Origin of the sequence: Acidimangrovimonas pyrenivorans, assembly GCF_042643245.1 — a bacterium.
GTDB classification, from domain to species: Bacteria; Pseudomonadota; Alphaproteobacteria; order Rhodobacterales; family Rhodobacteraceae; genus Acidimangrovimonas; species Acidimangrovimonas pyrenivorans.
In genome coordinates this window covers 29,759-50,131 of sequence record NZ_JBHRSK010000006.1, presented here as the reverse complement: position 1 = coordinate 50,131, position 20,373 = coordinate 29,759, and the positions used below count along the sequence as shown (strand labels likewise).

19 protein-coding genes are annotated in these 20,373 nt (G+C 68.9%); 10 read left to right on the top strand and 9 right to left on the bottom strand.

Translation table 11 applies throughout. The annotated features are described in order from the left end of the window. The first annotated feature begins 14 nt into the window (after positions 1–14). Positions 15–1,694, top strand: coding sequence for an ArnT family glycosyltransferase (locus ACFOES_RS10050; RefSeq protein ID WP_377833137.1), 1,680 nt, complete (start codon positions 15–17; stop codon positions 1,692–1,694). Positions 1,695–1,836: 142 nt separating this feature from the next. Here the strand turns inward: ACFOES_RS10050 and pheS are convergent, their stop codons facing one another. The 5 genes from pheS to pyk form a co-directional block, all read right to left on the bottom strand. Then, positions 1,837–2,907, bottom strand: coding sequence for a phenylalanine--tRNA ligase subunit alpha (pheS, locus tag ACFOES_RS10045; protein WP_449222437.1), 1,071 nt, complete (start codon positions 2,905–2,907; stop codon positions 1,837–1,839). Positions 2,908–3,081: 174 nt separating this feature from the next. Next, positions 3,082–3,447, bottom strand: coding sequence for a 50S ribosomal protein L20 (gene rplT, locus ACFOES_RS10040; RefSeq protein ID WP_377833135.1), 366 nt, complete (start codon positions 3,445–3,447; stop codon positions 3,082–3,084). A 12-nt stretch (positions 3,448–3,459) separates the two neighbouring features. After that, the gene (gene rpmI, locus ACFOES_RS10035; protein ID WP_377833134.1) at positions 3,460–3,660 is read right to left on the bottom strand and encodes a 50S ribosomal protein L35; all 201 of its coding nucleotides are present in this window, start codon (positions 3,658–3,660) and stop codon (positions 3,460–3,462) included. A gap of 135 nt (positions 3,661–3,795) precedes the next feature. After that, on the bottom strand, positions 3,796–4,032 hold the full coding sequence (locus tag ACFOES_RS10030; RefSeq protein ID WP_377833133.1) for a hypothetical protein: 237 nt from the start codon (positions 4,030–4,032) through the stop codon (positions 3,796–3,798). A 27-nt stretch (positions 4,033–4,059) separates the two neighbouring features. After that, a complete protein-coding gene (pyk, locus tag ACFOES_RS10025) occupies positions 4,060–5,505 on the bottom strand; it encodes a pyruvate kinase (protein WP_377833132.1) in 1,446 nt (481 codons plus the stop codon). A gap of 381 nt (positions 5,506–5,886) precedes the next feature. On the opposite strand from pyk, the gene ACFOES_RS10020 reads away from it, so the two are divergent. From ACFOES_RS10020 to ACFOES_RS10000, 5 genes are all read left to right on the top strand, one after another. Continuing rightward, entirely contained in the window at positions 5,887–6,630 is a 744-nt protein-coding gene (locus ACFOES_RS10020) for an N-formylglutamate amidohydrolase (RefSeq protein WP_377833131.1), read from the top strand. A gap of 17 nt (positions 6,631–6,647) precedes the next feature. Next, on the top strand, positions 6,648–6,968 hold the full coding sequence (locus tag ACFOES_RS10015) for a DUF1244 domain-containing protein (RefSeq protein ID WP_377833130.1): 321 nt from the start codon (positions 6,648–6,650) through the stop codon (positions 6,966–6,968). A gap of 216 nt (positions 6,969–7,184) precedes the next feature. Continuing rightward, positions 7,185–8,567, top strand: a complete 1,383-nt coding sequence (locus tag ACFOES_RS10010) for a calcium-binding protein (RefSeq protein ID WP_377833129.1) — start codon at positions 7,185–7,187, stop codon at positions 8,565–8,567. A 76-nt stretch (positions 8,568–8,643) separates the two neighbouring features. Beyond that, the gene (trhA, locus tag ACFOES_RS10005; RefSeq protein WP_377833128.1) at positions 8,644–9,291 is read left to right on the top strand and encodes a PAQR family membrane homeostasis protein TrhA; all 648 of its coding nucleotides are present in this window, start codon (positions 8,644–8,646) and stop codon (positions 9,289–9,291) included. A gap of 114 nt (positions 9,292–9,405) precedes the next feature. Next, the gene (locus ACFOES_RS10000; protein ID WP_377833127.1) at positions 9,406–10,203 is read left to right on the top strand and encodes a DODA-type extradiol aromatic ring-opening family dioxygenase; all 798 of its coding nucleotides are present in this window, start codon (positions 9,406–9,408) and stop codon (positions 10,201–10,203) included. Positions 10,204–10,421: 218 nt separating this feature from the next. On the opposite strand, the gene ACFOES_RS09995 is transcribed toward ACFOES_RS10000, so the two are convergent. From ACFOES_RS09995 to dgcN, 3 genes are all read right to left on the bottom strand, one after another. Continuing rightward, positions 10,422–11,285, bottom strand: a complete 864-nt coding sequence (locus tag ACFOES_RS09995) for a D-amino-acid transaminase (RefSeq protein ID WP_377833126.1) — start codon at positions 11,283–11,285, stop codon at positions 10,422–10,424. Between the two features lie 103 nt (positions 11,286–11,388). Continuing rightward, the gene (gene dgcA, locus ACFOES_RS09990; RefSeq protein WP_377833125.1) at positions 11,389–12,354 is read right to left on the bottom strand and encodes an N-acetyl-D-Glu racemase DgcA; all 966 of its coding nucleotides are present in this window, start codon (positions 12,352–12,354) and stop codon (positions 11,389–11,391) included. An 80-nt stretch (positions 12,355–12,434) separates the two neighbouring features. After that, positions 12,435–13,436, bottom strand: a complete 1,002-nt coding sequence (dgcN, locus tag ACFOES_RS09985; RefSeq protein WP_377833124.1) for an N-acetyltransferase DgcN — start codon at positions 13,434–13,436, stop codon at positions 12,435–12,437. 278 nt (positions 13,437–13,714) lie between these two features. Here dgcN and ACFOES_RS09980 point away from each other — a divergent pair, with 278 nt between their 5' ends. Then, positions 13,715–14,671, top strand: coding sequence for an L-malyl-CoA/beta-methylmalyl-CoA lyase (locus ACFOES_RS09980; protein ID WP_377833123.1), 957 nt, complete (start codon positions 13,715–13,717; stop codon positions 14,669–14,671). A 358-nt stretch (positions 14,672–15,029) separates the two neighbouring features. Here the strand turns inward: ACFOES_RS09980 and ACFOES_RS09975 are convergent, their stop codons facing one another. Then, a complete protein-coding gene (locus ACFOES_RS09975) occupies positions 15,030–15,680 on the bottom strand; it encodes a GyrI-like domain-containing protein (RefSeq protein ID WP_377833122.1) in 651 nt (216 codons plus the stop codon). Positions 15,681–15,810: 130 nt separating this feature from the next. On the opposite strand from ACFOES_RS09975, the gene ACFOES_RS09970 reads away from it, so the two are divergent. The 3 genes from ACFOES_RS09970 to ACFOES_RS09960 all read left to right on the top strand — a co-directional run bounded on the left by ACFOES_RS09970 (position 15,811) and on the right by ACFOES_RS09960 (position 20,346). Then, complete coding sequence (locus tag ACFOES_RS09970) at positions 15,811–16,770, top strand: acetyl-CoA carboxylase carboxyltransferase subunit alpha (protein ID WP_377833121.1); 960 nt, start codon at positions 15,811–15,813, stop codon at positions 16,768–16,770. 258 nt (positions 16,771–17,028) lie between these two features. Then, positions 17,029–18,258, top strand: coding sequence for a sugar ABC transporter substrate-binding protein (locus ACFOES_RS09965; protein ID WP_377833120.1), 1,230 nt, complete (start codon positions 17,029–17,031; stop codon positions 18,256–18,258). A 57-nt stretch (positions 18,259–18,315) separates the two neighbouring features. After that, positions 18,316–20,346 (top strand): ATP-binding cassette domain-containing protein, encoded by a 2,031-nt coding sequence (locus ACFOES_RS09960; RefSeq protein ID WP_377833119.1) that lies wholly within the window; start codon positions 18,316–18,318, stop codon positions 20,344–20,346. Positions 20,347–20,373: the final 27 nt, after the last annotated feature.

The following is a 20,373-nucleotide window of genomic DNA, read 5'->3' as shown; positions in this document are numbered from 1 at the left end:
TCCGAGAGGTTCCGATGCTCCAGATCGCCCGCCGGCTGAATGCCGTCCTGTCGCGCCTGCTGGGGCTGCGCGCCGCGCCCGCGCTGCTGGTGACGGTGCTGGTGCTGGCCGCCTTCCTGCCCGCCTTCACCACCCTGCCGCCGGTCGACCGCGACGAGGCGCGCTTCGCCCAGGCGACCAAGCAGATGATGGTGAGCGGCGACTATGTCGACATCCGGTTCCAGGACCGGACCCGCTACAAGAAGCCGGTCGGCATCTACTGGGCGCAGGCGGCGGCGGTCGCGGCGGTCGGGCATCCGGGTGACCGGACCATCTGGCACTACCGCCTGCCGTCGCTGATCGCCGCGGTGCTGGCGGCGGTGCTGACCCTGCGCCTCGCCACCCTGTTCGGCGGCGCGGCGGCGGGGCTGGCGGCCGGCGGGCTGATGGCCGGGATCTTCATGCTGGGGGCCGAGGCGCATCTGGCCAAGACCGACGCGGTGCTGCTGGCGGCGACGGTGGCGGTACAGCTGGCGCTGGCCCGGCTCTACCGCGACGCCCGGGCGGCGGGGTTCAGGACGGAAGAGATCGGGCCGCTGGGCTGGGGCCGTTTCGCCCTGTTCTGGGGCGCGCTGGCCGTCGCGGCGCTGGTCAAGGGGCCGATCGGGCCGGGGATCGTCGCGCTGACGGTGCTGCTGCTGGCGCTGGGGCATCGCCGCGTCGGCTGGCTGCGGGCGCTGCGGCCGGGCTGGGGCCTGGGCCTGCTGGTGCTGCTGGTCGCGCCCTGGTTCGTCGCGATCACTTTGAAGGCCGGGATGGGGTTCTGGGACGAGGCGCTGGGCCGCGACCTGATGAACAAGCTGGCCGGCGCGCAGGAAAGCCACGGCGCCCCGCCCGGCAGCTACCTGGCGATGCTGTGGATCACCTTCCAGCCCGCCGCGGTGGCGCTGCTGCTCGCCCTGCCGGCACTGTGGCGGGCGCGGCGCAGCTCGGGCGTGATCTTTGCCGCCGCCTGGGTCGTGCCCGGCTGGATCGGCTTCGAGGCGGCGCCGACCAAGCTGATGCATTACGTGCTGCCCTTCTACCCGGCGCTGGCGCTGGCGATCGGGCTGGTCTGGGCCGAGACCGTCGCCGCCGCGCCGAAGCTCTGGCGCCGGATCGGTTTCTGGGCCCTCGGCGCGCTGCCGGTCCTCGTCCTCCTCGCCGCCGGCGGCTATGCCATCTCGCAGGGCGCCTGGAACGCGCTGCCCTTCAGCCTGATCGCGCTGGTCCTGGCCGGCGCCGGGCTGCTCCTCGCCGCCACGGCGCTGCGCGCGCAATTGCCCCATGCCGCGATCCTCGGGCTATGGCTGCTCGGGGCGGGCTTCCTGTCCGGCCTGTTCCCGGTCGCCGCCCGCCTGCCGGCACTGTGGCCTGCCAGGCAGATCACCGCCCTGATCCCGCCGGACCCGGCTTGCGGGCAGATCACGCTCTACGCCACCGGCTACGAGGAGCCCTCGCTGGTCTTTCTCGCCCCCGGACCGGTGAAATGGGCGACGCCGGACGCGGCGGCGCAGGCGCTGGGCACCGACCGCTGCACCGCCGCCGTGGTGCCGTCAGCCGATGCCGCACCGCTGAGCGCCGCCGGCGCGGTCGAGCGTGGCCGGGTGAACGGCATCAATCTGGGCACCGGCAAGCCGGTGGCGCTGGCGGTGTTCGGGCCGGCAAACAAATAGGAGGGGGCTGCGACTCCCAAAGCCTCTGCCCCTTCATCTTCACGAAAATATCCCGGGGGGCGCCATTGTCGCGCCATTGGTCCGAGGGGCAATGGCGGTGGGGCTGGCCCCCCGGCCTATCTCACCGCGACGACCGACCGTCCTAGCGGTTCAACCCGCCATGCAGCATCGGCACGTCGAGCGACTGGAAGCCGTAATGGCGCAGCCAGCGCAGGTCGCTGTCGAAGAACGCCCTCAGGTCGGGGATGCCGTATTTCAGCATCGCGATCCGGTCGATCCCCATGCCGAAGGCGAAACCCTGCCACTGGTCCGGGTCGACCCCGGCAGATTGCAGCACCTTGGGATGGACCATGCCCGAACCCAGCACCTCGAGCCAGCCGTCGCCCTCGCCGACCTTGACCTGGCCGCCTTCCCACGAGCACTGGATGTCGACCTCGGCCGACGGTTCCGTGAACGGGAAGTGCGAGGCGCGGAAGCGGGTCTTCACATGGGTGCCGAAGAAGGCCGAGAAGAACTCTTCCAGCACCCATTTCAGGTTCGCCATGCTGAGGTCGCGGTCGATCGCCAGGCCCTCGACCTGGTGGAACATCGGCGCGTGGGTCTGGTCCATGTCCATGCGGTAGACGCGGCCCGGCGCGATCACCCGGATCGGCGCGCCCTGGGCCGCCATCGCCCGGATCTGCACCGGTGAGGTATGGGTGCGCAGCACGTGCGGCGGGCGGTCGTCGCCCTCGGCCCGGGCCATGAAGAAAGTGTCGTGCTCCTGCCGCGCCGGGTGCTCCGGCGGGATGTTGAGCGCGTCGAAATTGTACCAGTCGGTCTCGATCTGCGGACCCTCGGCGACGGCGAAGCCCATGTCGGCGAAGATCGCCGTCAGCTCGTCGGTGACCTGGGAAACCGGGTGGACGGTGCCCATCCGCCGCGGCCGGCCGGGCAGGGTGACGTCGAGCCATTCGGCCCGCAGCCGCTCGTCGAGCGCGGCATCGGCCAGCGCCGCCTTCTTGGCCTTGAGCGCGGAGTCGATCTCGGACTTCAACGCGTTGAGCGCGGGGCCGGCGGTCTGGCGCTGTTCCGGGCTCATCTTGCCCAGTTCGCGCATCTTCAGGCTGACCTCGCCCTTCTTGCCGAGCGCGGCAAGCCGCAGCTCTTCCAGCGCGGCCTCGTCGCCGGCCTCGGCGATGCGGCCGAGGTAGTTAGCCTTGAGTGCGTCCAAACCGTCCATCGGGGCCTCCGGGAAATTCCGCGCCTGTGCTAGCGGCAGGGCGGGGCGAATGCAAGCGGCAGGGCGGTCGCGGTTGGGGGAGGCGGTGACCAGCGGCGCCTCCGCCAAAGAAAAACCCCGCGTGCCGAAGCGCGCGGGGCCTTTTCACTGTCCCGGTAAGGGGTCTTACGCGGCGGCCGCGGCTTTCGCCTGTTCGACGATCGCGCCGAAAGCCTCCGGCTCGTGCACGGCCAGGTCGGCCAGGACCTTGCGGTCGACCTCGATCCCGGCCTTGGCCAGGCCGTTGACGAAGCGCGAATAGGTCATGTCGGCATCGGCGGCGCGGACCGCGGCGTTGATGCGCTGGATCCACAGGGCGCGGAAGTTGCGCTTGCGGGTCTTGCGGTCGCGGGTCGCGTATTGGTTGGCCTTGTCGACCGCCTGGGTGGCGGTGCGGAAGTTCGTGCTGCGCGCAGCGTAGTAGCCTTTCGCCTTCTTGATCACCTTGCGGTGGGCGGCGTGGGTGACTTTCCCGGATTTGACGCGTGCCATTGTCCAGCCTCCTCAGCGATCGTAGGGCATGTATTTCTTGACGATCTTGGTATCCGCGTCCGACAGGATCATGGTACCGCGAGCGTCACGGATGAACTTGTTCGTCCGCTTGATCATGCCGTGGCGTTTGCCGGCCGGGCCGGATTTCACCTTGCCCGATGCGGTCGTCGAGAACCGCTTCTTGGCGCTGGCCTTGGTCTTCATCTTGGGCATTTCCATCTCCTCTTGCGAGCGGTTAGCGCGCGACTCGGCATGCCACTTCGGCCGGCCGCACGGATCGAGCGCGCCGTATAGGCGGACGGGACGCCGCTGGCAAGGGGAAAACGCCGCCACCGGAAGGGCGGCAGGCTAAAGCAGGGAGCCGTTGAGCAGCCCGCCGACCACCCGCAATACCACGTCGGGGATGTTCTCGAAGGTGTAGGCGGCGGGTTTCTGGCTCACCGCGGTGACGATCAGGACACCGGCGATTAGCACCATGATCGCGGCGGCGCGGGGGGCGCGACTTTCCGAGAAGGCGCTGAAGATCGAGGGGATGGCCAGCACCCCCACGACCAGGCCGATCACGAACATCAGGTCGGTATTCATCCCGCACCCCCGCGGCTGAAAGCCCCATTATTCGGGATCGGAGCGATAAATCAACCGTTCCTCGCAGGGGGCGACGCGCAGGATGTTGGTGGTGCCGGGCACGTTGAACGGCACCCCGGCGACGACGACGATCTGGTCGGTATCGGTGGCGAAGCTGTGTTCGCGCGCCGCCCGCACCGCCGAGATCACCGCGCCCTTGAACCGTTCCTGCTCCTCGGTCTTGACGCAATGCACGCCCCAGGTCAGCGACAGCCGCCGCGCCGTGCGGTCGAGCGGGGTGAGCGCGATGATAGGCACCCGCGGCCGCTCGCGCGCGGTCAGGATCGCGGTGGTGCCGGACTGGGTGAAGCAGCAGATCGTCTTGATATGGGCGCTCTCGGCGATCTCGCGCGCGGCCGAGACGATGCCGTCGGCGACCGAGCGCCGCTCGACCCGGCGCGAGCTTTCGATCACCTCGCGATAGGTCGGGTCGCTCTCGACCTCGACGGCGACGTTGTTCATGGTCTGCACCGCCTCGATCGGGTAGTTGCCCGCCGCGCTCTCGGCCGAGAGCATGACCGCGTCGGCGCCCTCGTAGATCGCGGTGGCGACGTCGGAGACCTCGGCCCGGGTCGGCATCGGCGATTCGATCATGCTCTCCAGCATCTGGGTGGCGACGATCACCGGCTTGGCCGCCATCCGGCAGCCGCGCACCAGCTGCTTCTGGATCGGCGGCAGGTTCTGCACCGGCAGCTCGACGCCGAGGTCGCCGCGCGCCACCATGATCCCGTCGGACACCGCCAGGATGTCGGCGAAGCTCTTCACCGCCGAGGGTTTCTCGATCTTCGAGATGATCGCGGCGCGGCCCTTGACCAAGGCACGGGCGTCCTCGACATCGGCGGGACGCTGGACGAAGGACAGCGCGAGCCAGTCGATGCCCAGCTGGCAGGCGAATTCCAGGTCCTTGCGGTCCTTCTCCGACAGCGCCGCCACCGGCAGCACCACGTCGGGCACGTTCACCCCCTTGCGGTTCGAGATCATGCCGCCGACCATCACCGTGCAATCGGCGAAGTCCTTGCCGCAATCCTCGACCTGGAGGCGGATCTTGCCGTCATTGACCAGCAGGGTCGCGCCGGGTTCGAGCGCGGCGAAGATCTCCTCGTGCGGCAGCTGGACGCGGCGATCGTTGCCCGGCGCCGGGTCGAGGTCGAGCCGGAACTTCGCCCCTTCCTCGAGCTCGACCGCCCCGGCGACGAAGGTGCCGACCCGCAGCTTCGGGCCCTGGAGGTCGGCGAGGATGCCGATCGGCCGGCCGGTATCGGCCTCGATCTTGCGGATGGTGGCGTGGCGGGCGGCGATGTCCTCGTGGCTGCCATGGCTCATGTTGAGCCGGAACACGTCGGCGCCGGCCTCGAACAGGGCGCGGATGGTCTCGTAAGTGTCGGAGGCCGGGCCCAGGGTGGCCACGATCTTGACGTTGCGAAGGCGTCTCATGCTGCCTTGCTCCTCAGGTTATATTCAACTGTCGTGGCGGGCCGGCGCCTGTATGGCGGAATTCCCCGGCCGGGGCAACTGGCCCCGGTGCCGCGGGGTCACTTTGCCCGGCCCCGGGGGCGGCGTGCCGTTCCGGTATCCGTCCTGCCCGCTTTCCTGGCGGTGCCGGAAGCCAAGGCCGGGGGTTTCACACCCCCGGACCCCCGTGGAGTACTTGGACAAAGAAGAAGACGGGCTGCATTTCTTCTTTGCGAAAATACTCCGGGGGTCCGGGGGCAGCGCCCCCGGCCTTGCTTGCCTATCCCTGCGCATAGCCAACTGGCGCTTTCTCCCGGCATGACCTAAACCGGCGCCGGAATGACAGAACACGGTAACGCCTCCATGACCTACAGCCCTTACGAGATCGTCGGCGAAACCCGCCCCTCGCGCTGGCTGATCACCTGCGACCATGCCGCCAACACCGTCCCGCCCGAGATCGGCGGCGGCAGCCTCGGCATCGCGCCGCATGACATGGAGCGCCACATCGCCTACGACCTCGGCGCCGCCGGGGTGACGCGGCGGCTGGCCGATCTGCTCGATGCGCCGGCGATCCTGACCAATTTCTCGCGCCTGGTGATCGACCCCAACCGGGGCGAGGCCGATCCGACATTGGTGATGCAGCTCTATGACGGCACCATCATCCCGGCCAACCGCCACATCCCGGAAGCCGAGGTCCAGCGCCGTCTGCGCAGCCTCTACTTTCCCTATCACGAGGCGTACGAACGGTTGGCGGCGCGGCGGGCCGACACCGTCATCGTCGCCATCCACAGCTTCACGCCGCGGCTGGTCGGGCGCCATCCGCGGCCGTGGCATATCGGCGTGCTCTACTCGCCGCACGATCCGCGGCTGTCGAAGGCGCTGCTGACCCGGCTGCGGCAGGAAAGCGATCTCTGCGTCGGCGAGAACGAGCCCTATAGCGGCCACCTGCCGGGCGATTCGATCGACCGCCACGCGCTGATCCCCGGCCGCCACAATACGCTGATCGAGCTGCGCCACGACCTGATCGCGACGCCCGAGGGCCAGAGCGAATGGGCCGAACGGCTGGCGCCGATCCTTGACGAAGTGCTGGGCGCAGACGATTTCTGAGGCAAAGGAGATTGCCCATGGACGACGCCACCCGCACCGAGATCGAAGCCGCCGCCTTTCGTGCCCTGCGCGAACACCTGATGGTCAAGCGCCCCGAGGTGCAGAATATCGACCTGATGAACCTCGCCGGCTTCTGCCGCAACTGCCTGAGCCGCTGGTACCAGGAGGCCGCCAACGCGCGTGGCATCGCGATGACCAAGGACGAGGCGCGCGAGATCTTCTACGGCATGCCCTATGACGACTGGAAGGCGCAGCAGCAGACCGAGGCCGATGCCGACAAGCAGGCCGCTTTCGCAAAGGCCTATCGCGAGAACGTGGGCGACGCCGAGAAGGGCTGAGCGGTCCCGATCCGGGACCGAACAGGCCGCGGGGCGAATCGTCGATGGGGGCGATGCGCCCTGGAGGCGGAAACAATGGCGGTCATGGTGCCGGATTGACCTGTGTCAGGCGTTAATAATCACAAGTTTCTCTCTTCAAATCACAAGTTTCTCTCTTCAAATCACAACCTCTTTACTCCCTGCGGCTGACCTCTACTGTCCATGGACAACGGGGGCGTGTGTGGGGCGAGTGCGATGGGGGCGCTGTTTTTCTTTTCTCTTCTGGCTGCCGGGCTTGTCGCCTCGGTTTTCGTCGACGGGTTCGACGGGTCCGATGACGAGGATCACGCAACCGAAGGTGACGACAGGCTCACGGGCAGCAACGGGCCCGATCTCCTGGACGGTATCGGGGGCGACGATACGATCGAGGCCGGGGCTGGCGACGACACCATCGACGGCGGGGACGGCAACGATTCAATAGACGCAGGCGACGGCGACGATCTGGTCCGCGGCGGTGCGGGCGACGACAGCCTGCATGGCGGTACCGGCGACAACACGCTCTACGGCGGCAGCGGCAACGACACCGTTTACGCCTTCGGCGGCAACGACCGGATGGCCGGCGGGCCCGGCGATGACAGCGTTGCCGGCGGGCCGGGGGACGACACGCTCGATGGCGGCGACGGGAACGACACGCTCGACGGCGGCCAGGGCAGCGACCTGATCCACGGCGGCGCGGGCGGTGACCTGATCTATAGCGGCACCGCGGCCCATCTGGCCGGCGCCGACACGATCTACGGCGAGACCGGCGACGACACGATCCATGCCGGCTATGGCGGCCCTCACTCGATCGACGGCGGCGACGGCAACGACTATGTCGACTACAAGGGCAGCGGCGGCAGCGTGTCGGGCGGCGCAGGCGACGACACGGTCGATGCGCGCTACTCCCATGTCGACTCCATCGACGGCGGCAGCGGCGATGACCGGCTGGTCGCGGGTGGAGGCGGCGCGACCGTCAATGGCGGGCTGGGCGAGGACATCGTCATCGGCGGCGCCGGCGACGACAGCCTGAGCGGCGGCGACGGCGCCGATTCCATCACTGGCGGTTTCGGCGACGACAGCATCGACGGCGGGGACGGCAACGACACGATCGACGCCACCACCAACGATCCCGATCAGGGCTGGTCGGGCCACGATCTGGTCAATGGCGGGGACGGCAACGATGCGATCCGGTTCGATCTCTACGATACCGTGACCACCGGCGCCGGTACCGATACGATCACGCTCGACCACCCCTACTCGGCCTACGGCGACAAGATCTCTGTCACCGATTTCGACCCGGCGCAGGACCGGATCGAGATCGACAACAGCCTGCAAAGCGGCGAGACCTTCGAGGATGTGCTGCATCCCAGCGCCGTGCTCCATGTCGTGGACGGCGAGAATGGGGTCGAGCTGCAATTGACCACGACCTATGCGGAATATCCCGACCGGGCCGGCACGCCGGAAGTGATCGGCGTCCTGAACGGGGTGAGCACCGCCGATCTGAACGCGGCGAATTTCAGCTTCGTCGGAGTCAATCAGGCCGGCGAGCCGATCCCGTCGCAGGTGGTGATCGGCGGATAGGGTCCGCTGGGCGCGGGCCCGCGGCGCCATGGCGCGCCCGTGAGGGCGGGGAATGTGCTATGATCGCAAGATGCCGTTGCCTGTCCGCACAGAATACAGCCGCGCCGAGCTGATCAGCGATGCCGTCGTCCATGTCTCGGGTCTGGCGGCGGTGCTGATTGCCGTTCCGGTGCTGATCGCCGTCGCGCTGTGGCGCGGCAGCGCCGGAGAGGCGCTCTTCGCCGTCGCGCTCTACGGTGCGACGCTGATCGCGATGATCCTGTTCTCGGCGCTTTACAACATCGTCGGCCGGCATCGCTGGCACGGCGTTCTGCGGCGGCTCGACCATTCCGCGATCTATGCCAAGATCGCCGGCACCTATACCCCCTTCACCCTGATCCCCGGCGGCCATGGCGGCTATCTGCTGGCCGGGCTCTGGGGCGCGGCGCTGGCCGGGATGGGGTTGAAGCTGATCTCGCCGGCGCGGCTGCGCTGGCTGGCGCTGGCGCTCTATCTCGGCATGGGCTGGGCCGGGGCGGTGGCCGGAGGCAGCTTCTTCGCGACGCTGTCGGGCCCGGTGATCGTGCTGATCGCGGTTGGCGGGGGGCTCTATACCGTCGGTGTCGTCTTCTACCTGTTCGAGCGGCTGCCCTTCCACTACACGCTGTGGCATGTCTTCGTGCTGGTGGCGAGCATGGTGTTCTATGCCGCCGTGACGGTGCACCTGGTGCAGGGCACGGCGTGACCGTGCGGCGGTAGCTGTGCGACGGCGCACTGGCACTGTGTGATCCTTCGCTCCTGACGGCCCGGCCGCGCCGGCCTATGTTCCCCTTGTTCGCAGCCGATCAGGAGGACGCCGATGTCCAGCCGCATGCCGACCTATTTCATCTCGCATGGCGGGGGGCCGTGGCCCTGGATCCCGCAGATGCGCGCCGGGTTTGCCGCGCTGGAGCAGGCGCTGGCCCGGATGCCGGAAGAGCTGCCGGAACGGCCGAAGGCGGTCCTGATGGTCTCGGGGCACTGGGAGACCGAGGCGGTCTCGGTCATGCACGCAGCGCGGCCGCCGATGGTCTACGACTATCACGGTTTCCCGCCGCACACCTACGAGATCACCTATCCCGCCCCCGGCGCGCCGGCGCTGGCGGAACGGGCGGCGGCGCTGATAGAGGGCACCGGGCTGCCGGTGCGGCTGGACGAGACCCAGGGCTATGACCACGGCACCTTCGCGCCGATGGAGATCATGTATCCGCAGGCCGACATGCCGCTGTTCCAGGTCTCGATCCGCAAGAATTACGACCCGGCCCAGCATGTCGAGATCGGCCGGGCGCTGGCGCCCATGCGCGACGAGGGCGTGCTGATCGTCGGCTCGGGGCTGAGCTATCACAACCTGCGCCTGTTCGGGCCGCAGGCCAAGGCGCCGTCGATGGCTTTCGACGCCTGGCTCAGCGACGCGCTGGCGTTGCCGCCGGCCGAGCGGCTGGCGGCGCTGCTGGGCTGGGAAAGCGCCCCCTCCGCCCGGCTCTGCCACCCGCAGGAAGATCATCTCGTGCCGCTGTTCACCGCGTTGGGCGCGGCCGAGAGCGAGCCCGCCAGCCGGCCCTATCACGAGGACGGGATCATGGGCGGGGTGACGGCATCGAACTTCCGCTTCGGGTGAGGGGGCGAGGGGCAGCCTGACAGAAGTCCTCCGGGGCGTCAGCCCCGGATCACGCCCGACCCCGCCCCCCAAGGGCGGGCGCGATTGCGCCCACCCTCGGGGCCGGGCGCGATCCTCGTGCAATTGGCCGAGACTCGATGGCTCCCTTCGCCGAGCCCGAAAACGAAAATGGCGCAGGTCTCCCCGCGCCACCCTCACGAATTCGGCTTGCCGATCCCTCAGGTCGCCGTCTTGCGGCTTTCCTCGAGGTAGATCTCGCGCAGCCGCTTGGCGATCGGGCCCGGTTTGCCGTCGCCCAGGGTAACGCCGTCGATCTCGACCACCGGCATCACGAAGGCCGAGGCCGAGGTGGTGAAGGCCTCGTCGGCTTCCTTGGCCTCGGCGATGGTGAACGGGCGCTCGACCACTTCCATCTGCGCCTCGCGGGCGAAGCGCAGCACCGCGGCGCGGGTGATGCCGTGCAGGATGTCGTGGCTCAGGTCGCGGGTGATGATCCGGCCGCCCTTGACGATATAGGCGTTGTTCGAGGTGCCCTCGGTGACGAAGCCGTCCTCGATCAGCCAGGCGTCGTCGCAGCCCGCCTTCTTGGCCGCCATCTTGCCCATCGACGGGTAGAGCAGCTGCACCGTCTTGATGTCGCGGCGGCCCCAGCGGATGTCCTCGATCGAGATGATCTTGGCGCCGGTCTTCGACATCGGCGCATCGGCCATGCCCGGCTTGGACTGGGTGAACAGCACCAGCGTCGGCCTGGTGGTCTCGGGATCGGGGAAAACGAAGTCGCGGTCGCCCGGGTTGCCGCGGGTGACCTGCAGGTAGATCATGCCGTCGACGAGGTCGTTGCGCTTGACCAGTTCGCGGTGGATTTCCAGCAGCTCCTCGTGGCCGACCGGCGCCTGCATGTCGAGCTCGGACAGCGAGCGGGCAAGGCGGGCGGCGTGGCCCTCGAAATCGAGCAGCTTGCCGTCGAGGACCGAGGTCACCTCGTAGACCGCATCGGCCATCAGGAAGCCGCGGTCGAAGACCGAGACCTTGGCCTCTTCCTCGGGCAGATAGTCGCCATTGACGTAAACGATGCGGCTCATCCTTGGTCCTTTCTGTCACGCGTCGGGCCGGGCCCGGTCATATGGTCGCCCTATCGGGCCGGAAAACTGGCGGGGGCTCCGCCCGTTCGGCGTCAAGCGCGCCTCACCCCCACAGAGCCGCCTGCGGCCCGTGCACGCCGCGCTCGTCGTAGAACAGCGGCGCGTCGCGGTCTTCGGCCAGAAGCAGCGGGCCGTCAAGATCGACGTAATCGGCGCCCTGGGCGACCAGGGTCGCCGGCGCCATCGCCAGCGACGAGCCGACCATGCAGCCGACCATGACGCCGTAGCCCTGCGACCGGGCGAGATCGCGCAGCGCCAGCGCCTCGGTCAGGCCGCCGGTCTTGTCGAGCTTGATGTTCACCATGTCGTACTTGCCGACCAGATCGGGCAGCGAGGCGCGGTCGTGGCAGCTTTCGTCGGCGCAGACCGGGATCGGCCGTTCGATCTCGGCCAGCGCCTCGTCGGCGCCGGCGGGCAGCGGCTGCTCGACCAGCGCGACGCCGATCTTCTCCAGATGTGGCGCGAGGTCGGCGTAGATCTCGGTGGTCCAGCCCTCGTTGGCGTCGACGATGATCTTCGATTTCGGCGCCCCGGCGCGGACCGCGGCCAGCCGGTGCATGTCGTCCGGCGTGCCGAGCTTGATCTTCAAGAGCGGCCGGTGGGCGTTCTTGGCCGCCTCGGCGCGCATCTTGTCGGGATCGTCGAGCGACAGGGTGAAGGCGGTGATCATCGGCTGCGGCGCCGGCAGGCCGGCGAGGTCCCAGACCCGCTTGCCGGCCTTCTTCGCCTCCCAGTCCCACAGCGCGCAATCGACGGCGTTGCGGGCGGCGCCGGCGGGCAGGGCGTCCTGCAGTTCAAGCCGGTCGATGCCGGCAGGCAGGCCCTCGATCTGGGCGCTGACGCTGTCGAGGCTCTCGCCATAGCGGGCGTAGGGAACGCATTCGCCATGGCCGATGACGCCGTCCCGCTCGATCCGCGCGGTCAGCACGCGGGCCTCGGTGCGGCTGCCGCGCGAGATGGTGAAGACCTGGGCCAGACGGAAGGTGTCGGCGGTCACGGTGATGGTCATGGGGCCTCCTAGCCTCTTCGTGGCCCGCCGGGCCCTCATCGGCGAGGAGGGCCCGAGGGGCGCGACGAGCGTCCCGGGTGTCAGATCGCGGCCAGCGCGTCGACCAGCCTGCCGGCACCATGCCGGAACGGATCGACGGCGGGAAGACCCATCCGTGCTTCGACCTCGGCAAGGTAGGCCGTGGCCTCTTCGTCGCCCATATGCTGGGTGTTGACCGAGATGCCGACCACCTGGCAGGCCGGGTTGGCGACCTTGGCAAGGTTCAGCGCGGTGTCGCGCAGCGCCTCGAGGCTGGGCAGCTGGTAGCCGGGCAACCCCCGCATGTGGTCGCGGGTCGGCTCGTGGCACAGGATCAGCGCGTCGGGCTGGCCGCCATGGATCAGCGCCATGGTCACGCCCGAATAGGAGACGTGGAACAGGCTGCCCTGGCCCTCGATCAGGTCCCAGTGGTCGGCGTCGTTGTCCGGCGTCAGGTATTCTACCGAGCCGGCCATGAAATCGGCGATCACCGCGTCCAGCGGCACGCCGTCGCCGGTGATCAGGATGCCGGTCTGGCCGGTGGCGCGGAAGCTGGCCTTCAGGCCGCGGTCGCGCATCTCCTTGTCCATCGCCAGCGCGGTATACATCTTGCCGACCGAGCAGTCGGTGCCGACGGCGAGGCAGCGTTTGCCGGTCCGCTTGACGCCGTTGGCGATCGGGTATTGCACCGAGGGCACGCGGACGTCGTGCAGGGTGCGGCCGTGGCGCTGGGCGGTCTCGACCAGGTCATGCTCGTCGCGCAGCAGGTTGTGCAGCCCGCTGGCGATGTCGAAGCCCTGCTCGAGCGCCGTGTGCAGCACCTCTTTCCATTTCTTCGAGATCACGCCGCCGCGGTTGGCGACGCCGATCACCAGGGTACGGGCGCTGGCGGCATGGGCTTCGGCCAGGTTCATGTCGGGCAGCTTCATGTCGGCCTTGCAGCCGTCCATGCGATACTGGCCCAGCGCGTATTCGGGGCGCCAGTCGCGGATGCCCTGGGCCACCTTGGCGGCGAGTTGGTCGGGGGCATCGCCGAGGAACAGCAGGTAAGGGGTCTGGATCATCGTCGTCTCCTGAATCTCGGGCGGCAGAATGGAGGATGTGGTCGGGGATGTCTTGGGAAAGTTGAAGTCACGGCGGCGTGAGGGCGGGAGGATTTCGCGTCTTTCGGCTCATTTGGCGAAGTTTTGTGCGTCACTGCCGAGCGAGGCGGCGAATCCAGTCTCGGCCCTGCTGCGTCGCGGCGCATATGCTGCGGCGCAAAAACAGGCCTTGCAACCCGGAGCGCAACAATCTATCCACTTCCGTCGTAACGGCGAAACATCATTACCCGAGGAATTCGATGAGCTTCCGCATCCAGCCCGCCGCCCCCGCGCGCCCGAACCGCTGCCAACTCTTCGGCCCCGGCTCGCGCCCGGCGATCTTCGAGAAGATGGCGGCGAGTGCGGCGGACGTGATCAATCTCGACCTCGAGGATTCGGTGGCACCGGGCGACAAGGACACGGCGCGGGCGAATATCATCGCCGCCACGCGTGAGATCGACTGGGGCAACAAGTATCTCTCGGTCCGGATCAACGGGCTCGACACGCCGTTCTGGTATCGCGACGTTGTCGAACTGCTGGAACAGGCGGGCGACCGGCTCGACCAGATCATGATCCCCAAGGTCGGCTGCGCCGCGGATGTCTATGCCGTCGACGCGCTGGTGACGGCGGTCGAGGCCGCCACGGGCCGGAGCAAGCCGATCAGCTTCGAGGTGATCATCGAATCGGCCGCCGGCATCGCCCATGTCGAGGAGATCGCCGCCAGCTCGCCCCGGCTGCAGGCGATGAGCCTGGGCGCGGCCGATTTCGCCGCCTCGATGGGGATGCAGACCACCGGCATCGGCGGGACGCAGGAAAACTACTACATGCTGCACGAGGGCGCCAAGCACTGGTCCGACCCGTGGCACTGGGCCCAGGCCGCCATCGTCGCCGCCTGCCGCACCCATGGCGTGCTGCCGGTCGACGGCCCGTTCGGCGATTTCTCGGATGACGAGGGGTTCCGCGCCCAAGCCCGCCGCTCGGCGACTCTGGGCATGGTCGGCAAATGGGCGATCCATCCCAAGCAGGTGGCGCTGGCCAACGAGGTCTTCACCCCCTCCGAGGCCCAGGTGACCGAGGCGCGCGAGATCCTGGCCGCGATGGAAGAGGCCAAGGCGCGCGGCGAGGGCGCGACCGTCTACAAGGGCCGGCTGGTCGATATCGCGTCGATCAAGCAGGCCGAAGTCATTGTCCGCCAGGCCGAGATGATCGCCGGCTGACACTTGGTCCGGCGCGGCGGGGAGGCCGGCCGGACGACAAGGAGGAGGCGCGCCCCGGGAGACGATCCCCGGGGCGCGATTCGTTTCGGCGGATGGATCGGGCGCGCCCCGACGGGCGCACAGCCCTGCATTTCTGGAAGATCCGCCATGCTGTCACATCCTTGTCGCACAGAACAGTTGACGCGATGCCCATGCGCGGGGCAGCATCCCGGCGACGCTGCGTAAATTGTCCGCAGCCCGTTAAACCGCGTCCGGGCGGCGAGGAGGCCCCTGGACTGGCGGGAGGAGGCGCGCCCCGGAGAGATCCGGGGCGCTGCTTGTTGAAATCCCCGTTTGCAGGGCTTGAGTGGGACCGCGGTCAGCCTTCGGCCGGCGCGACCGGCTGGCGCAGGATCGTGCGCAGCTTCTCGGGCGCAGTGCGGCGCGGGTCGGAGAGATAGATCTCGTGATGCAGCCCCGCCGGCCGCAGCCCGAGCCCGGGGATCACCTCGCCATGCAACCGGGCCAGCACCGGCGCCTCGTCGAGATAGGACCCGACATGAAGCGTTTGCAGGCAGTCGCCCTCGGCGAAGCGGAGCGGCGCAACCCGCGCCAGGGTCGCGGCGTCGCAGGCCGGGGCGGGCTTTTTCGCGAGCGCCTTTGCGGCCACCGCGCGGGCCGCCTCGACCGCGTCGGGGCCGATGTCCCCGGGCATCCGCAGCACGGCCCGCCACTGCCAACGCTCGCGCCCGCCCGAGCCGGGCTGGAAGTCGGCCATGTCCTCGGCCCACCACAGGGCTTCGAGCGGACCGACCGTGAAATCCTCCGTGCCGGCGGCCTTGCGCGCGAATTTCACCTTGTAGGCCACCGCGTAGAGCGCGGCGATGGCGGCGGCAAAAGCCGGCCCGCCGGGGTCGCCCCGACCGTCGATGGCAAGGAAGCTCATCTCGGGCACCGCCAGCCGGTCCCAGCGCCCGACCTTGCCCGAATAGAACGGCTTGTCGATCTTGCGGAAGTCGATCTTGGTCATCGCGGTCTCCTTCTGAGACAAGCCTGCTTGATCGTCGCCATCCCCGCCATGACCGCGCGCAAGATGTCCGCCCCGTTGCAAACGGCCTTTCGTGCCGTCATATAGCGGGGGTCCGCGACAGGAGCCGAGCATGAACTATCTCGAATTCGAAAAACCCCTGGCCGAGATCGAAGGCAAGGCCGAGGAGTTGCGCGCGATGGCGCGCACGAACGAGGGGATGGATGTCGAGAAGGAGGCCAGCGCGCTCGACCGCAAGGCCGAGGCGATGCTGACCGAGATCTACAAGGGGCTGACGCCGTGGCAGAAATGCCAGGTCGCGCGCCATCCCGAACGGCCGCACTGCATCGACTATGTCGACGCCCTGTTCACCGAGTTCACCAGCCTTGCCGGCGACCGCAACTTCGCCGACGACCTTGCCGTGATCGGCGGCCTGGCCCGGTTCGACGACCAGCCGGTGATGGTGATCGGCCAGGAGAAGGGCAACGATACCAAGAGCCGGATCGAGCGCAATTTCGGCATGGCCCGGCCCGAGGGCTACCGCAAGGCGGCGCGGCTGATGGACTTGGCCCATCGCTTCGGCATCCCGGTGATCACCCTGGTCGACACCACCGGTGCCTATCCCGGCAAGGGCGCCGAGGAGCGCGGCCAGTCCGAGGCCATCGCCCGCTCGACGATGAAATGCCTCGAGGTCGGCGTGCCGCTGATCTCGATCATCATCGGCGAGGGCGGCTCGGGCGGGGCGGTGGCGCTGGCGACGGCGAACCGCGTCGCCATGCTCGAGCATTCGGTCTACTCGGTGATCTCGCCCGAGGGCTGCGCCTCGATCCTGTGGAAGGATGCCGGCAAGATGCGCGAGGCCGCCGAGGCGCTGCGCCTGACCGCGCAGGACCTGCTCAAGCTGGCGGTGATCGACCGCGTCATTCCCGAGCCGGTCGGCGGTGCCCAGCGGGATCGCGAGGCGACGATCGCGGCGGTGGGCGAGGCGATCCGGGCGATGCTGAAGGACCTGTCGGGCAAGAAGCCCGACGCGCTGATCAAGGACCGGCGCAAGAAATACCTCGACATGGGCTCGAAGGGGCTCGCCGCCTGATCCGGCGGCGCCCCGGCGTTCCTCCCTCCCCCTGACACGGCCCTGTTGCGGCGTCCGCCCCTCCCTGGCGGACGCACGCGAAGTCACGACCGATCAGGGAATTTCGATCTTCCGAGAGCGCATCGTGCATTTCGGGGCCGCCGCGCGCGGCTCTATCAACGATGGGCAGGCGCTCCGCGGGCAGAGGCCGGCGGCGCGCCGGGCCGGCCACGCCCGGGAGGCCGAATCCCGGGCGGTTCGTTATCTCGGGAGGAAGTCATGCCGTTCACTCAACCGCACACCCCGCAGACGGCGGCAGGTCCGCGCACCCGCCGGCGCCGCAGCGCGGCCCGGCTTCTGACCACGGCGGCCGTCGCCCTTGGCCTCGGCGCCGGCGTCGCGGCGGCGCAGGGGCTGACCGCCACCTCCTTCAGCGCCGATTTCTCGGCCATGGCGCAGCTCAAGGCCGTCGCCGCCAAGGGCCAGGGCAAGATCGGCATCCTGCTGCCGGAAACCACCACCTCGGCGCGCTACACGTCCTTCGACGCGCCCTATCTCAAGCAGGCGTTCAAGGCGGCGGGCCTGTCGCCCGACCAGTTCATCATCACCAACGCCCAGGGCAGCGAGTCGAGCGAGCTGACCCAGGCGCAGTCGGACATCTCGCAGGGCGCGACGGTGCTGGTGATGGACCCGATCTCGTCGGGCGTCGGGGCCTCGATCGAGACCTATGCCAAACAGCACGGCGTGCCGGTGATCGATTACGACCGGCTCACCCTCGGCGGCAGCCGCGGCTACTATGTCAGCTTCGACAATGTCGCGGTCGGCAAGCTGATCGGCCAGGGCATGGAGCAATGCCTGAAAGACTGGAAGGTGAAAAGCCCGCAGATCCTGGTGATGCGCGGCGCGCCGACCGACAACAACGCGACGCTCTTCGCCAAGGGCTACATGGACGTGCTCAAGCCCAAATTTGCTTCCGGTGCCTACAAGAACGTCGGCGAACCGGCGGGAACCTGGGACCCGGCCAAGGCGCGGACCACCTTCGAGGAACAGTTCACCGCCCATCCCGACATGAACGCCGCCGTCGTGCCCAACGACGACAACGCCAACGCGGTGATCTCGTACCTGAAGACGCTGAAGGTGCCGCCGCACAGCTTCCCGACCACCGGTCAGGACGCGACGCTGACCGGGATGCAGAACGTGCTGACCGGCTACCAGTGCGGCTCGGTCTACAAGCCGATCTATCTCGAGGCGCAGGCGGCGGCCGCGCTGGCGCTCTACCTGCGCGCGGGCGAGGCGCCGCCAGCGGGGCTGGTCAACGGCAAGACGATGGATTCGCAGGCCAAGACCGAGGTGCCCTCGGTGCTGCTGAAACCGCTCTGGGTGACGCAGAAGAACATGGCGGCGACGGTGGTGGCGGACGGCTTCGTCCCGGCCAAGAAGCTTTGCGCCGGCGGCACCATGGCCAAGGCCTGCAAGGCTGCGGGGATCAACCCGGCGATGGGGTCGTGACCGCGCATGACGGCCAATGAAACGGAAGCCGGCGGAGGGGCGCAACCGCTCCTCCGCGTGCGCGGACTCGAGAAGAATTTCGGCGCGGTCCAGGCCCTCGCCGGGGCCGACCTAGAGGTCTATCCCGGCCAGGTGACGGCGCTGGTCGGCGACAACGGCGCCGGCAAGTCGGTGCTGATCAAGACCATCGCCGGCATCCATGCCGCGGACGGTGGCGAGATCCAGTGGCAGGGCAAGCCGGTCCGCATCCACAGCCCGCGCGATTCCGCCGCGCTGGGGATCGAGGTCGTCTACCAGGACCTCGCGCTGTGCGACAATCTCGATGTCGTCGAGAACATGTTCCTGGGCCGCGAGCGCACCGCGCGCGGCCTGCTGGCCGAGGACGACATGGAGCGCGCGGCGGCCGAGACGCTGTCGGGGCTGCAGGTCACCACGCTGCGCTCGATCCGGGCGCCGGTGGCGGCGCTGTCGGGCGGGCAGCGCCAGTCGATCGCCGTTGCCAAGGCGGTGATGTGGAATTCCAAGCTGGTGATCCTCGACGAGCCGACGGCGGCGCTGGGGGTGGCCCAGACCCGCCAGGTGCTGGCGCTGGTGCGGCGGCTGGCCGATCAGGGTCTCGCCGTGGTGATGATCTCGCACAACCTCAACGACGTCTTCGCCGTGGCCGACCGGATCGCGGTGCTGCGGCTGGGCCAGATGGTGGCGCAGGGGCCGGCCGAGGAATTCGACCCGCCGCTGGCGGTCGAGCTGATGACCACCGGCCGCTCGGACCGGCTGGGCAAGGTCAAGGTCGATCCCGAGGCCGAGGGCCGCCGGGTGCTGCCCGAGCCGGTCGATGACAGCGGCACGGGCACAAGCCGGACGGCCGTGGTGGGCGCCGGGCAGGTGCAGAGCCTGGGCGCCTATGCCCGCAGCCTCTGGACGAAGGTGGCGGCGGGGCAGAGCGGGGTGCTGCCGGTCGTGCTCGGCGTGATCCTGATCGCGGCGATCTTCCAGAGCCAGAACGCCAAGTTCCTGTCGCCCGGCAACCTGGTCAACCTGCTGGTGCAGGGCTCGGTCTTCATGCTGATCGGCATGGGCGAGGTCTTCGTGCTGCTCTTGGGCGAGATCGACCTGTCGCTGGGTTTCGTTGCCGGCATCGGCGCCACCATCGCCACCATGCTGGTGCAGCCCGATGTCGGCTGGCCGTGGTGGGCGGCGATTGCGGCGGCGCTGGCCTGCACCGCTGCGCTGGGCGCGCTGCAGGGCACGCTGATCACCCGGGTCCGGCTGCCTTCCTTCGTGGTCACGCTGGCCGGCTTGCTGGGATTCCAGGGCGTGATGATCGAGCTGCTGGGCACCGGCGGCACGATCCCGATTCCCGACGAGACGATCAACAACCTCGCCAACGGCACGCTCAGCCGCGCCGGCGGCTGGGCGCTGACGCTGCTGGTGCTGGTGGTCTATGCCGTGCAGACGGCGCTGCGCGACCGCCAGCGGCGCAACAGCGGGCTGGTGGCGCCGCCACCGGGTGTCACGGCGCTGAAGGTCGGTGCCGCGGCGCTGGCCGGCATCGTGCTCGTGGTGGTCAGCAACGTCGCCCGCGGCGTACCGCGCTTCCCGCTCTACGGCATGCCCTGGGTGATCCCGATCGTCTTCGTCGTGCTGACCGGCTGGTCGGTGCTGCTGGGCCGCACCCGGCTGGGGCGCTTCATCTACGCCATTGGCGGCAATGCCGAGGCCGCGCGCCGGGCCGGCATCAACCTGGCCGCCATCCGCACGCTGGCCTTCACCCTGGCGGCGCTGACCGCCGGGCTGGGCGGCATCATCTATGCCTCGCGCCTGCGCTCGATCTCGACCAGCTTCGACGGCGGCACGATCGTGCTCTACGTCGTCGCCACGGCGGTGATCGGCGGCACCAGCCTGTTCGGCGGCCGCGGCCATCCGCTGCACGCGGTCCTGGGCGGGGTGGTGATCGCGGCCATTGTCAACGGCATGGCGCTGCTGGGGCTGCCGGCGGCGGTGCAGCTGATGGCGACGGCGCTGGTGCTGCTGGCCTCGGTCACGGTCGATGTCGTGGTGCGGCGGCGGGGCGAGACGGCCCGTTAGACGGCCTGGTAACGGCAGGGGCGGGTT

What these genes read in the sequence shown, in the direction of transcription:
- dgcN (WP_377833124.1), bottom strand. Translation starts at nt 13,436, where the DNA reads ATGATCCAGACCCCTTACCTGCTGTTCCTCGGCGATGCCCCCGACCAA.
- dgcA (WP_377833125.1), bottom strand. Translation starts at nt 12,354, where the DNA reads ATGACCATCACCGTGACCGCCGACACCTTCCGTCTGGCCCAGGTCTTC.
- rplT (WP_377833135.1), bottom strand. Translation starts at nt 3,447, where the DNA reads ATGGCACGCGTCAAATCCGGGAAAGTCACCCACGCCGCCCACCGCAAG.
- ACFOES_RS09995 (WP_377833126.1), bottom strand. Translation starts at nt 11,285, where the DNA reads ATGAGCCGCATCGTTTACGTCAATGGCGACTATCTGCCCGAGGAAGAG.
- pyk (WP_377833132.1), bottom strand. Translation starts at nt 5,505, where the DNA reads ATGAGACGCCTTCGCAACGTCAAGATCGTGGCCACCCTGGGCCCGGCC.
- ACFOES_RS10000 (WP_377833127.1), top strand. Translation starts at nt 9,406, where the DNA reads ATGTCCAGCCGCATGCCGACCTATTTCATCTCGCATGGCGGGGGGCCG.
- ACFOES_RS09980 (WP_377833123.1), top strand. Translation starts at nt 13,715, where the DNA reads ATGAGCTTCCGCATCCAGCCCGCCGCCCCCGCGCGCCCGAACCGCTGC.
- ACFOES_RS09970 (WP_377833121.1), top strand. Translation starts at nt 15,811, where the DNA reads ATGAACTATCTCGAATTCGAAAAACCCCTGGCCGAGATCGAAGGCAAG.
- rpmI (WP_377833134.1), bottom strand. Translation starts at nt 3,660, where the DNA reads ATGCCCAAGATGAAGACCAAGGCCAGCGCCAAGAAGCGGTTCTCGACG.
- ACFOES_RS10015 (WP_377833130.1), top strand. Translation starts at nt 6,648, where the DNA reads ATGGACGACGCCACCCGCACCGAGATCGAAGCCGCCGCCTTTCGTGCC.
- ACFOES_RS09965 (WP_377833120.1), top strand. Translation starts at nt 17,029, where the DNA reads ATGCCGTTCACTCAACCGCACACCCCGCAGACGGCGGCAGGTCCGCGC.
- ACFOES_RS10050 (WP_377833137.1), top strand. Translation starts at nt 15, where the DNA reads ATGCTCCAGATCGCCCGCCGGCTGAATGCCGTCCTGTCGCGCCTGCTG.
- ACFOES_RS10020 (WP_377833131.1), top strand. Translation starts at nt 5,887, where the DNA reads ATGACCTACAGCCCTTACGAGATCGTCGGCGAAACCCGCCCCTCGCGC.
- ACFOES_RS09975 (WP_377833122.1), bottom strand. Translation starts at nt 15,680, where the DNA reads ATGACCAAGATCGACTTCCGCAAGATCGACAAGCCGTTCTATTCGGGC.
- ACFOES_RS10030 (WP_377833133.1), bottom strand. Translation starts at nt 4,032, where the DNA reads ATGAATACCGACCTGATGTTCGTGATCGGCCTGGTCGTGGGGGTGCTG.